Below are 12,870 nucleotides of genomic sequence, written 5' to 3'. Positions count from 1 at the left end.
ACCTGGGCGCAGAAAATGAGCTTTTGAACTTTCGTGTTAAGAAATCTCCAAAAGTCTCAATTTTAAAATTTCTGGCATCCACAGGAAGATCAGGCACCCCCGACCAAGCGCGCGTCACATGCCACATGTGCCGTCTCATAAACGGGTTTCGATTGTCCCAGTAATTCGAATTTAAGAGGTATCCGACGAGAAGCGCGCTTCCAACCGCAAGGCCAAAGCCTGCGGTCAGCAAGCGTCTTTTTATGAAGAATCTCATCATATGAGAGGCCCCAATCTCACTTCTTCAGCGTCTCAATCAAAAACTCCGCAATGCTCTTGTGCTTCAGCTCCGGCGCCCCCGGATACACCAGCTCGCACTCGTCACCGATCGCACGGCAGTGCTCCTGTAGCTTCACGCCGTAGTTCGAGGTATGCGTCGGGTCCTTCTGCTCCTGCCCGATCCCTGGAACACTAGTGTAGTAGAGATAAACCGGCGGGTCGTCCTTGCTCACAAGCTCATACGGCGAGTACATTTTGATCCACTTCAGCACCGACTCACGCTTCTCCAAAAACTCCGCAAACCTCGTGTCGCGTGTCTTGCGCTCGTTCGGGTCCATAAACCCAAAGGCATGGCCACCATAGCGGCTGTTCGGCGTCCACTCCTTGAGCTGCTTCGGGTCCAGCGAGGTCTGCGCGCCGCTCACCGCTGCGCACCAGAGGCGTGTGGACTCACGTGCAATGGGATCGCTGCTCTTCGGATCGGCCATGTCGTCGTGAAAGGCCAGATACAGGCTGCTGCACGCACCCGCCGAGCCGCCGCTCGCACCGATGCGCTGCTTGTCGATGTTCCACTCTCCCGCCTTGCTGCGCACAAACTGCAGCGCACGCGCCGCATCCTCCAGCGGCCACTGCACCGGCGGCATCACACCCGCCAGCTGCGCCTGCCACGAGTAGCGATAGTTGATCGATACCACGGAAATCCCCGCCTTCAGGCAGGCCTCCAGCTCGCCCACCTTGGATTTGTCCCCCGCCACCCAGCCGCCGCCGTGGATGAAAAACAGCAGCGGTGTGGGCTTCACAGCGTCCGCTTTGTAAAAATCGAGCACCTGCCTCTCATGCGCACCATACGGCACATTAGCGAGCGTCGGCGCCCTCTTCGGCGTGGCAGGCTTCTCAGTAGGCACAGCAGCAGGTTTCGTCGCTGGAGCAGGTGTCTGTGCGTTCAAAGACGCAGCAAGAATCAGTGTCAGAATGGCAGGTGATTTCATAATCGTGGATTGGAAAGAGATCAGGGTTTGGCAAAACGGTCCGCAGCGGCTTTTTGAAATGCGGGCAGAATCTTCCTCCCCTCGTCGGTTCTCCAGCCCGCATTCTGCACCATAAAGACAGTCGCGATGCCCTTGGCCGGATCGATGGACATGTTGGTGGAATAGGCACCCCCGTGACCAAACGCGCTGCCATTGAGCTGATACCCCAGGCTGTAAGCGTTCAACCCCTCGGCGGTCTGCTTTGTCTGCAGCTGCTTCAGTGCCGCCTCCGAAATATAGCGCTTCCCGTTCAGCTGCCCGCCATTGAGCAGCATCTGGCAAAACTTCACCACATCCGCCGCCGTGCTGAAAAGCCCGCCCGCTGGCATCGGCTGGCGTATGCGCTCGTGCAGCGGGTAGTGCAGTTGCCCCACCGTCGTGGCCTCCAGATCCGTCTTGCCCTCGTTCGCCTTGTAGGAAGTCGCGATGCGCTTTTCCTGCTCTTCGCTGGGCCAAAAGGTCGTGTCCACCATCCCCAGCGGCGCAAAGAGCCGCTGCTGCATGAAGTCCTCGTAGCTCATTCCAGACACCACCTCGATGATGCGTGCCGCAGTGTTGATGCCCGCATTCGCATACTGGTATTTCGTATCTGGCTCAAACTGCAGCGGTGCCGCTGCATAGCTCAGCACCGCCACCCGCAGCGGCAGCATGTCCAGTGTGGGATTTTCCACCGCCGACTTAAAGGCCAGCCCGCTCGTATGGCTCAACACATTGCGCACCGTGATCGGATGCTTCGGCTTCTTCAGCAGCACATGCTCCCCATCCTTCTCCGCCACGACCATCTGCCCTTTGAATTCCGGCAGGTATTTTTCCACCGGATCATCCAGAGACACCTTCCCCTCGTCCACCAGCATCATGAAGGCCGTCGCCGTGATCGGCTTGCTCATCGACGCGATCCAGAAGATCGCATCCTTCGCCATCGGCTTCTTCGCTGCGATATCCGCCCAGCCCACCGTCGTCACATCCACCACCTTGTCCTTGTCCGCCACCATCGTCACCGCTCCCGCCAGCACCTTGTCATCCACATACGGCTGCAAAACCGAGGCGATGGGTTTGGGCGTCTCAGCGCGAAGGCTGACGAGGGCAATGAAAAGGAACGGCACAAGGCGTTTCATGGGAAGGGACCTATGCAAACGCACCACGCAGGCCGTTTGATCAAACAAAACCTCATCTCAGCCCCTGGATTTTTTTCCACCTGCTCACGCCAGCGCCTTCGCGATCACCCTGCGATCCTCCACCCCCGTCAGCCGCTGCGCCAGTCCCTGATGCAGATAACTCAGCCGCGAATGATCAATGCCCATCAGATGCAGGATCGTCGCATGCAGATCACTCACATGGCAGCGCTCCTCCACCGCCTTGAATCCCAGCTCATCCGTCGCTCCGATGGCCTGCCCGCCCTTCACCCCGGCACCGGCCAGCCACATGGAGAAGCCATGCCAGTCGTGATCTCGCCCCGGCTTGCCCACGCCCTCACTCGTCGGCGTGCGGCCAAACTCCCCGCCCCACACCAGCAGCGTCTCATCCCACAGCCCGGTTCGCTTCAGATCCGCAATCAGCGCGGCAATCGGCTGGTCCGTCTCTCCCGCATGCAGCGTGTGGTTGGTAATGCAGTCATTATGCCCGTCCCAGGTGTCCTCGATATGCCCGCCTCCCGAGTACAACTGGATGAATCGCACCCCTTTCTCGATCAGCTTGCGCGTGATCAGGCACTTGCGGCCAAAATCCGCCGTGCGCTTGTCATTGAGTCCGTACATCTCGCGCGTCGCCGCATCTTCATTCTCCAGATCCACCACGCTCATCGCCTCCGTCTGCATGCGGTAGGCCAGCTCATAGGATTCAATGCGCGCCATCAGCTCCGTCTCCTCGGGGTGCCGCATGAGGTGCGTCTCGTTCAAAGACTTCAGCAGGTCCAGGCTGCGCCGTTGCGTCCGCTCGCTCGTCCCTTCCGGCGTGGCCAGATCCAGCAGCGGCGGCCCTCCGCTGCGAAAAAGCGTGCCCTGATACGCCGCAGGCATGTAGCCCGCCGTCCAGTTCGACGCACTGCCGATGGGTCCGCCACGCGGGTCCGTCATCACCACAAACCCCGGCAGATCTTGATTCGCCGAACCCAGCCCATAGTTCAGCCACGAGCCCAGGCTCGGCTTACCGATGAAGATGCTGCCCGTGTTCATTTGCAGACAGCCCGAGGCATGTGCCGCCGTATCTGCATGCATGGAGCGAATCACGCACAGGTCATCCGCATGCATCGCCACATGAGGAAACAGGCTGCTGATCTCCAGCCCGCTCTGCCCATGCTTCTTAAACTCAAACGGCGACTGCATCAGATGCCCCACCGCACGTCCGTTCGATCCCACCTTCGCATCCCCAGTGTAGGGCATGCCATGGTACTTCTTCAGCGCCGGCTTCGGATCAAACGTGTCCACCTGGCTCGGCCCGCCGTTCATAAAGAGAAACACGCAGTGCTTCGCCTTCGCCGGAAAATGCGGCCTCTTCTCCGCCAGCGGCGATGCCGCCATCGCATCCGCAGCCAGCAGATCCGCCAGCGCCAGCCCGGCAAAGCCGCCGGTGGCACGCATCAGGTATTCACGTCGTGTGAGAGATCGGTTCATGGTCTTCACTCCGGATAAACAAACTCGTTCAGATTCAAAATCACCCGGCACGCCTGCTCCAGCGGCTGCTCCTGCAAAAACACACGCATCTTCGCCATCTCATCGCCCGTGGGCTCCCGGCATAGCGCCAGCTTCCACGCCAGCTCGATCTGCCTCGCCGCATCATCTCCCGCCTCCCGCCTGAGGCGCCCCGCAAAGTGCCGCGCCTGCTCGTTCACAAACTCACCGTTGAACAAGCTCAGCGCCTGCGGTGCCACCGTGGTCACCTGCCGCTGCGGGCAGCTGCTCACGGTGTCTGCAAGATCCAGCGTCTCAAACATCGGTACCACGAGCCCGCGCTTGATAAAGGCATAGATGCTGCGCCGTGAGGCCTCGGCCTCATCCGACACCTTCCAGACTTTGTCCTTGTCCGTATTCGCCTCCAGCGCCGCCTGCGAAATGCCGGGCTTCATCGCGGGTCCAAATCGCTTCGGATTCAGCCTGCCGCTCACCGCCAGCATTGAGTCCCGGATGGCCTCCACCTCCAGCCGCCGATACCGCATCAGCGCCTCGGATGATCTTCCCATCTGCCACGCCCTGCTGGTCAGGATGAGACGATGCAGCTTCTTCAGCGACCACCCCGCATCATGCATGAACCAGTGCGCCAGCCAGTCGAGCAATTCCGGATTAGAAGGAGCCGCGCCCATAAGACCAAAGTCATTCGCCGTGCTCACCAGCCCCTGGCCAAAATGCTGCTGCCAGATTCGGTTCACCATCACTCGTGCCGTCAGTGGGTTCTGCTCACTCGCCATCCAGCGCGCCAGCCCCAGACGCCGCTGTGTGGTCTTGTCACTTGAAGCCGCAAACAATGGCTGCTCTTTGACCAGGATGGCAGGCACCGCAGGCCCGACCAAATCGCCAAACCGTGTGGGCGACCCACGCACCAGCACATGCGTTTCCGGTGCTTTCGCTGACGGCTCGTCCCACGCATAGACCTCTGTTCCATCCACAGCCACCGTCAGCTCCTTGCGCCCCTTCGCCGGACGCTGCAGCGGATTAAACACCGCCACCAGACTGTAGTAATCACGCGTGGCCAGCGGCTCAAACTTGTGATCATGGCATCGCGCACAGCCGATCGTCAGTCCTAGAAACGCCTGCCCCATGGTGCTCACGATGTCATCCAGCTGGTCATACCGGTCCGCTGCGGGATCAGCCGGCTCATCATCCCAGTGCCCCAGTCTCAGAAACCCAGTGGCGATCACCGACTCCAAAGTTCGCTCCGGCAGTTCGTCACCCGCCAGCTGCTCCATCACAAAGCGGTTGTAAGGCTTGTCAGCATTGAGCGCCTCGATCACATAGTCTCGGTAGCGCCACACAAAGGGCTTCTCTGCATCACGCTCATAGCCATTGCTGTCCGCATAGCGCACCACATCCAGCCAGTGCCTTGCCCAGCGCTCGCCATATTCCGGTCGCTTGAGCAGATCATCCACCACCGCGTTCAGCTCTCCAGATCGAGAAAACCTCTCCTGCTCCTCCACCGTCGGCGGCAGCCCCATCAGATCCAGATGCACCCGACGCAGCAGCGCCTGCGGACTCGCCTTTGCCGCAGCCTCCGCCTTGCCAAATACAAACGCATCAATCGGATTTTGGTACGCCGACTCCGGCACCACCACACGCCGCACAGGCTGGAATGACCAATGCTCCGAAGGCTTCTTCGGAATCACCTCTTCTTTCGGAAACGGCGCACCCTCCGCAATCCATTGCTTCAGCAACTCGATCTGCTCCACGCTCAGCCTCTTGCCTTCCGGCGGCATGCGCTCATCCTCATCATTGGATACAATGCGTTCCAGCAGCGCTTCATGAGACTCCTTCGGAATCAAAGCCCCCGCATCCAATCTCAAGTCGCCCTTCTGCTTCACTGTCCCATGGCACGATATGCAGCGCTCTTTGAGCAGCGGCTTGATGTCCTTCACGTAATCCGCCGCCAGCAGCATCTGCCCAGACGCAGTCATCCAGCCACACACCCACAGCGCTGCATTGGCTGCAGATTTCAGTGGATGGCATGAGCGCGGCTCAGACTGAGATTCGGCTGGCATAGATGGTCTGTCACATCAATACGACCATTCCACACCTCTCTAAATTGAACATCTGGCCTATTTCATGCATATTTTGACATGGCCTCAGAGCACGACCCCAACCTCTATTTCAACATTCCCGGCCCCTGGAATGTGAACGCCACACGGCCCGTGCACTGCGATCTGGGACAGGTCGTTTACGCAGGCACCAAGTGGAACAGCCAGGCCACCTACGCACACGCACCACCGCCGCACTACCTGCGTCCCACGCCCAATTACCTCCTCGTGCTCACACTCGAAGGCACCGCCGACTACATGGACGACACCGGCGTCCGCTGCACACTACAGCCCGGCACGCTCGTGTGGTCAAAGCCCGGCATCAATCAAAGCTACGGCCCGCAAAACGGCGTGCGCTGGAGCGAGCTCTTCCTCTGGTTCAATGGCAGCGTGTTCGATGCCTGGCAGTCCGCCGGATTCCCCGGAGAGCGCAGCCGCGTGCTGGAGCTCAGCCCCTTACCTTACTGGACTGACCGGCTCCGCCGCATCCTCCAGCCACCATCCGACACACCACCTCAGACACCTCTTTCCCGCCTCTGCCACTTTCAGCAGTGGCTGGCAGATGCGCTTCAGCAGGATGACACACGGCACCAGACCACGGAAACCATGCAGTGGCGTGAGACCGCCGAGCGCATGCTCGCCCGTGGCAGGCTCGGCTCTCCCTCGCTGGAGCAGATCGCCGCAGACCTCGGCATGTCCTACAGCGCCTTCCGCAAACGCTTCGTGCACATGACCGGCAAAAGCCCCGGCGAATTCCGCGCCGACGCCATCGTTCTGCGCGCTTGCTCCCGCCTTCTCGAAAGCACCCACACTCTCGCCCGCATCGCCGACGACCTCGGCTTCCACGATGCCTTCCACTTCTCCCGCCGCTTCAAACAAGTCGTCGGCATGTCCCCCAAAGACTTCCGCCGTCAGCACACACTCCGCTGAGAGAATAGGCACTGATAGAATCCGACGAGACAAAGGGTCAAAGCGATAATCAAAAGCACAACGATGTCCCGCGAGGGCGCCAGCATAGTGGTCCGCACAACGCGAAGCCAGCCGAAGGCAATCCTCTGTGCGGCTCGCAAGCCTGCTGATGTACAAACCATCATCCCCCTCTCAGAATCCAGCGTTCATTCCCTTCTAATCACACGCCCCATCAAACACGGAGCCATCCCTTTTAACTATGCCTCCCCAGCCCCAAAGGGGCGACATAGTATAGCCCAGGGCAAGCGAGCCTGGGCGAGCGCCGCCCTGGGTTCTGCCCCACAAATTCGGAAGCAAACCCATCGCCCTCTTCCAACACCGCGTCCACCAGCAGCGTTACCCCGCCACCCCGCAGCAGGAGAGAGCCAGCGGTAACACATCCGCCCCTCCCTGCCACTACACCTCAGGCAGCTCAAACCCCGCCGCATATTCCTCCTGCGCCAGCTTGTTCGCCTCGGCGGCAAATTCACCGGTAAACACCTCGTTCACCGGATCAAAGTCCAGCCATGGCCCCACAATGACCTGATCCACCTCAGTGTTGATCTGGTTCGCCGCCAGCGTGGCCAGCATGCCCTCAAACATCGCCTGTCCCATCTTGTCTCCCTGCAGACGCTCTTTGATCTCCTCGTTCTTCATCGCCTTGCCCAGGCGATACGACGTATTCGCCAGATGCGACAGCGCCGCCGCCTGCTGCCCATGCCGGATGTGCAGCACATCCTTGGTGTATTTCCCCGCACGCACAGAATCGATAAAATTCTTCATATGGTCCGGCCCCGTCAGGAAGTTCTCAAACTTCGTGATCGCCTTCCCCTCGTTGTCATAGGCCTTGGACTCCGCCACATAGCCGCCTTCACAGTGGATGATGTTCCCCGTGCGGATCCCCTTGTAAGGCGGCTCGCCGCTCTTTTTGTCCATGTTCTTCATCGGCAGGCCAAACATGTCCATCAGCAGCGGCACCGGCTCGTAGGGATGAAAGGCCAGCTGGCAGTTCGCCGTCTGCCCGTCATCCACATACCCCCAGCGGTGGCCCAGACTCATCACTCGCTGCGGCAGCACCGCCGGATCATTCAGCGCCCACCGCGCCACATCGTACTGATGCGGCCCCTGGTTCCCGATGTCGCCGTTCCCATACGGCCACTGCCAGTGCCAGTCGTAGTGAAACTGCTTCCGCATGATCGGCAGCACCGGACGCGGCGCAGACCACAGCTTGTAGTCCACCGTGGCAGGCGGCTGCTGCGGAGCGTCCACCTTGTCGATGCTCAGGCGCATCCCGTGAACCAGCGCATGCGACAGCTTCTTTTTCCCGATGTGCCCCTCGTTCACCCACGCCATCGCCGCAGCCCATCCCAGATCCGAGCGCCGCTGCATCCCATGCTGCACGATGATCCCCTTCGCCGCCGCCTTTGTCGCGGCCGCCATCAGCTTGCGCCCCTCCACCAGATTGTGGCACACCGGCTTCTCCACATACACATGCTTGCCGTGCTGCAAGGCGGTGAGCGCGATCAGCACATGGCTGTGGTTCGGCGTGGCAATCGTCACCGCATCGATGTTCTTATCGGCACAGCACTCACGGAAATCACGATACGTCTTCACCGTGACGTTCTGCTTCGACAGCTCCGCCACCTGCTTGTCGATCACCTCCTGATCCACGTCACACAGCGCCACCAGACGCACGCCGGGCACCTTCATCAGCTCCTTGATATGCCCGCGCCCACGCCCGCGGAATCCGATCACCGCCACGCGCACATCGCCATTGGCCCCCAGCGGTGCCGCCCACACGGGCATCGATGTCATTCCGGCAAGAGTGGTCTGAAGAAATCGACGACGTGAAGTGAGGGTGACGGGCGCGTTCATAGTGCGTCTCATAACGTCCGCACCGGGCTTGCCTTTGCGAACTTCATGCTTAGCCATGCAAGATGCAGCCCCTGCCGACCCTCAGCGAAATCGAATCTGCCAAGGCCCTCATCCGCCCGCACATTCGCGAGACCCCCACCTACCGCTGGCCGCTGCTGGAATCAGGCCTCGGCTGCGAGCTGTGGATGAAACACGAAAACCACACCCCCGTCGGCGCTTTCAAAATCCGTGGCGGCCTCGTTTACATGGACGAGCTCAAGCGCCACCAGCCCGGCGTTCGCGGGGTCATCGCCGCCTCCACCGGGAACCACGGCCAGTCCATCGCCTACGCCGCCAGGCGCAACGGTCTGCGCGCCGTCATCGTCGTACCGCATGGCAACAACCCCGAAAAAAATGCCGCCATGCGCTCTCTCGGCGCAGAGCTGGTCGAGCACGGCCGCGAGTTTCAGGAGGCGCTCGAATACTCCCGCGAGCTCGCTGCCAGAGAGTCGTTGCACGCCGTTCCCTCCTTCCACCCCTGGCTCGTGCGCGGCGTCGCCACCTACGCATTGGAGCTCTTCCACTCAGTCGCAGATCTCGATGCCATCTTCGTCCCCATCGGCCTCGGCTCCGGCTTCTGCGGCATCGCTTCGGCACGCGAGGCTCTGGGCCTTAAAACCAAAATCATCGGCGTCGTATCCGCTCACGCACCCGCCTACGCCCTCTCCTTTCAGCAGCGTCAGTTTGTCGAGCAGTCCAGCATGACCCGCGTGGCCGAAGGCGTCGCCTGCAAGACCCCAAACCAGGACGCACTCCAGCACATCCTCCACCACGCCCACGACATCCTCACCGTCACCGACGACGAAGCCCTCGCCGCCATGCGCGAGATCATCCAGTCCACCCACAACATCGCTGAAGGCTCCGGTGCCCTCGCCCACGCCGCCCTCAAAAAACACCGCGCCGATTGGCAGGGCAAACGCGTCGCCTGCATCCTCTCCGGCGCAAACGCCAGTATGAGCATCCTGCGCGAAGCACTCGGCGCATAGCTCTATCGCACCAAAGCCATCCCCTCTCCCCACCGAGGACACGGCAAAGCCCACGACGTCTATGGGGAGAGGCCGGGTGAGGGGCCATCTAGAGCACCGCCCCGCTTACCGACGCCATCCCCCCTACCTGCCCACCACCGGCAGCACAATCTGCGACGGATGCTCCCGGTCATGATGCACCGTGTTCGTCGCGATCACCGTCCTCCGATGCTGCTGCAGCGGCTCACCCGTGTTCGGATTCACATCAAAGCGTGGAAAATTGCTGCTGCTGATGTCCACCCGAATCCGGTGCCCCTTCTTGAACACATTGCTCGTCGGGTAAAGCTTGATCGTGATGGGATACACCTTCCCTGGCTGCATCAGCTTCTCCTCCTTCAGCGAATCACGAAACCGCGCCCGCATGATCCCGTCTGTCAGGTTCAGGTCAAAGCCATGCGGCCAGTCGGCGCTCGGCGGATACACATCCACCAGCTTGGCGGTGAAATCCGTGTCCACGGCTGACGACGAAATCCACAGCTTCACCTCCATCTCCCCTGTCACTTCCGTGTCCTCCGCCAGCGGTGCCGTCTGAAACACCAGCACATCATTGCGCGCCGAGAGCGGGATGGGCTTCGTCCAGTTCCAGAACTTGTCATTCCCACGCTGATCCCACGCCCCCTGCTGCATGATGCCATCGCCTGACGAGATATTCCCACCCAGCGTCGGCACCGGATTCTTCGGATCAAACGCATAACTCTGCGCCGCCACTTCCAACTTCGGCTTCCCATCGCTCAGCACCCCTTCCGGATGCAGGTAAAACGGAGTCACCTTCGCCCGCGCCAGCGGCCACTCATCCTCATCACGCCACTGCCCGCCATGATTCAGCAGCCCATCCTTCGTCTTGCTGCCATCACCCGTGCCCATCACGAAGATGCGCACCTTCTTCGCAAAGGGCGCGGCCTTGCCCACGCTGTTGTCCAGCCCCTTCATCCAGTGGTCAAACCACTCCTTGCGCCACGCCAGCTGGTCAGCGATCGCCGCCTCCGCTCCAAACTCCACCTGCCCGTGCGCCGACTTGTTCTGCGCGCCGTGAATCCACGGCCCCATGATCAGGTAAACATCACTTTTGAGCGCCTTGCTCAGCGCCTGAAAATTCGCTGACGTGTTCCCCGCCCACGAGTCATACCACCCTCCCACCAGATACACCGGCATGTCTTTGTAGCGCTTCGGATCAGCCAGGATGTTGTTCTGCGCCCAAAAGTCATCGTCCTTGCCATGCCTCATCGCCTGGATCAGCCAGTCCTCATACTCCGGCGCCAGCTTCAGCGGCGTGCAGCCCGGACGCAGCGGCAGCAGAGACAGGTAGTCCCACCGATGATCCGCCATCTCTTTCAGCTCCACCTGTGTCGCCGGGTTCAGCGCCGCATTGCTGCCCTTGCCCGCATTGAGCATGATCCAGTTCCAGAAGCGCATCTCAAACGCCCCCGCATTCCTCATGCTCTGCAGTCCCATGTTCGACACCGCATCCACCGGGATCACCGTTGTCAGCTCCGGCACCTTCGCCAGCGCCATCGCATGCTGCGTGCCGCCTACGTACGACGTGCCCACCATCCCGATCTTCCCGTTCGCCCACGGCTGCGCGGCTATCCACGCGGCGCAGTCCGTCCCATCCACGCCATCATCCGTCATCCAGTGCCACACGCCCTCGCTGGCATAGCGCCCGCGCGTGTCCTGCGCCACAAACACATACCCATGCTTGGCGAAGTACTCGCCATAGCTCTTCGCTCCGTCCTTGTTGTAAGGCGTGCGCGTCAGCACCACCGGCAGCTTCTCGGTCCTCCCTTCTGGCAGATACACATCCGTCGCCAGCTTCACGCCATCATGCATCGGCACCATGACGTTCTTCTCCACCTTCACCCCCGTCTCCTGCGCCTGCATAGGCAGCCAGGAGACGGCGCAAAGGACCGTCAGGATCAATCGCTGACGTCTCATAAAATCACTCCGCCAGCAGCTTCGTCACCGCCTCTTCCAGATGACCGCGCGCATCCGTGCTCACCACCATGCCCTTTTTGTTCAGCAGCCACATCGCCGGAATCGACTGGATGCCATACTTGCTGGCGATCTCATTCTGCCAGCCCTTACCGTCAAAATACTGCGGCCACTCCATGCCCTTCTCCTTCACAAAGCCTTCCAGCTCCGCTTTGTCTTGGTCCAGAGAGATGCCCACGATTTCAAAGCCCTTGGCATGCAGTTCCTTGTAGGCCTTGATCACGTTCGGCAGCTCCGCCACGCACGGTCCGCACCATGTGGCCCAGAAGTCCACCAGCACCACCTTGCCCTGCAGCTTGCTCACATCCACCTCACGTCCGTCCACGGCGGTAAACTTGAGCTCCAGCGGCTTGGTCTTGAGGTCGGCGCTCGCCTTGATGCTCTTCAGCTTGCCCTCCACCATCTGGTTCATCTTCTCATCCGGGAAATCTTTCAGATGCTTCTCCGCTTTCGCAGTCCATGCGGCCAGGTCACCCCCGGGAGCCTCGGCGGCTTCCGCAGATTCCATCACACTCACCAGGCTCGCCTGGGATTTGGTTTCCGCCTTGGCATCCGCCGCCTTCACAATGTCGTCCAGGCTGATCGCCGGCTTGGCAGGTGCAGGAATGCCAGCCACCTCACGCACACGCCCCGTCATCGCTTCAAACAGTGCCGCATCCCAGCGCGCCGCGTTGGACGGCCCCGCTTTCAGCGCAGCAGCGTATGCGGCATCAAATTCCGTGATCCCCTTCTTCAGCATCCCGATCGCTTCTTCACGCGTCTTGGGCTTCTCCTTCGGGTTTTTCACCCCCTCCACGATCTCATTGACCTTCTGCCATTCGGCATCGCCGTCGGCAGCACGCATTGAAGAAGTAACGGCCAGGACAAATGTCGTGACCCCGAGGCAGAGAAGATGGCGGGCTTTCATGAAGTTGATCAGCCTAAACGGACGCAATCCCCCGCACCAATCTTTTTACGCAAAGATTTCCATCATACACCTGCACCTCGG

Annotated in this window: 9 protein-coding genes; 2 read left to right on the top strand and 7 right to left on the bottom strand. The window is 60.7% G+C overall.

Annotated features, from left to right (window positions below; translation table 11 throughout):
- Positions 1-275: 275 nt before the first annotated feature.
- The 4 genes from HNQ65_RS21235 to HNQ65_RS21220 form a co-directional block, all read right to left on the bottom strand.
- Positions 276-1,247 carry an alpha/beta hydrolase gene (locus tag HNQ65_RS21235; protein WP_184342801.1) on the bottom strand — a complete coding sequence of 324 codons (972 nt, stop codon included), beginning with the start codon at positions 1,245-1,247 and terminating at the stop codon, positions 276-278.
- A 20-nt stretch (positions 1,248-1,267) separates the two neighbouring features.
- Positions 1,268-2,401, bottom strand: a complete 1,134-nt coding sequence (locus HNQ65_RS21230; protein WP_184342799.1) for a serine hydrolase domain-containing protein — start codon at positions 2,399-2,401, stop codon at positions 1,268-1,270.
- An 84-nt stretch (positions 2,402-2,485) separates the two neighbouring features.
- Positions 2,486-3,895 (bottom strand): DUF1501 domain-containing protein, encoded by a 1,410-nt coding sequence (locus HNQ65_RS21225; RefSeq protein WP_184342797.1) that lies wholly within the window; start codon positions 3,893-3,895, stop codon positions 2,486-2,488.
- Positions 3,896-3,900: 5 nt separating this feature from the next.
- Complete coding sequence (locus HNQ65_RS21220; RefSeq protein WP_184342795.1) at positions 3,901-5,970, bottom strand: DUF1553 domain-containing protein; 2,070 nt, start codon at positions 5,968-5,970, stop codon at positions 3,901-3,903.
- A gap of 78 nt (positions 5,971-6,048) precedes the next feature.
- On the opposite strand from HNQ65_RS21220, the gene HNQ65_RS21215 reads away from it, so the two are divergent.
- A complete protein-coding gene (locus HNQ65_RS21215; protein ID WP_184342793.1) occupies positions 6,049-6,936 on the top strand; it encodes an AraC family transcriptional regulator in 888 nt (295 codons plus the stop codon).
- Between the two features lie 435 nt (positions 6,937-7,371).
- On the opposite strand, the gene HNQ65_RS21210 is transcribed toward HNQ65_RS21215, so the two are convergent.
- Positions 7,372-8,829 carry a Gfo/Idh/MocA family protein gene (locus tag HNQ65_RS21210; RefSeq protein WP_184342791.1) on the bottom strand — a complete coding sequence of 486 codons (1,458 nt, stop codon included), beginning with the start codon at positions 8,827-8,829 and terminating at the stop codon, positions 7,372-7,374.
- A gap of 71 nt (positions 8,830-8,900) precedes the next feature.
- Between HNQ65_RS21210 and HNQ65_RS21205 the strand changes: the two genes are divergently transcribed.
- Positions 8,901-9,854, top strand: a complete 954-nt coding sequence (locus HNQ65_RS21205; RefSeq protein ID WP_343076578.1) for a threonine dehydratase — start codon at positions 8,901-8,903, stop codon at positions 9,852-9,854.
- Positions 9,855-9,977: 123 nt separating this feature from the next.
- Here the strand turns inward: HNQ65_RS21205 and HNQ65_RS21200 are convergent, their stop codons facing one another.
- Together HNQ65_RS21200 and HNQ65_RS21195 are read right to left on the bottom strand one after the other, a co-directional pair.
- Entirely contained in the window at positions 9,978-11,825 is a 1,848-nt protein-coding gene (locus HNQ65_RS21200; RefSeq protein ID WP_184342787.1) for a CocE/NonD family hydrolase, read from the bottom strand.
- A 4-nt stretch (positions 11,826-11,829) separates the two neighbouring features.
- Entirely contained in the window at positions 11,830-12,789 is a 960-nt protein-coding gene (locus tag HNQ65_RS21195; protein ID WP_221306243.1) for a TlpA family protein disulfide reductase, read from the bottom strand.
- Positions 12,790-12,870: the final 81 nt, after the last annotated feature.

It is taken from the genome of Prosthecobacter vanneervenii (assembly GCF_014203095.1).
Classification (GTDB): Bacteria; Verrucomicrobiota; Verrucomicrobiia; order Verrucomicrobiales; family Verrucomicrobiaceae; genus Prosthecobacter; species Prosthecobacter vanneervenii.
This window is presented reverse-complemented; position numbering and strand designations above follow the sequence as displayed.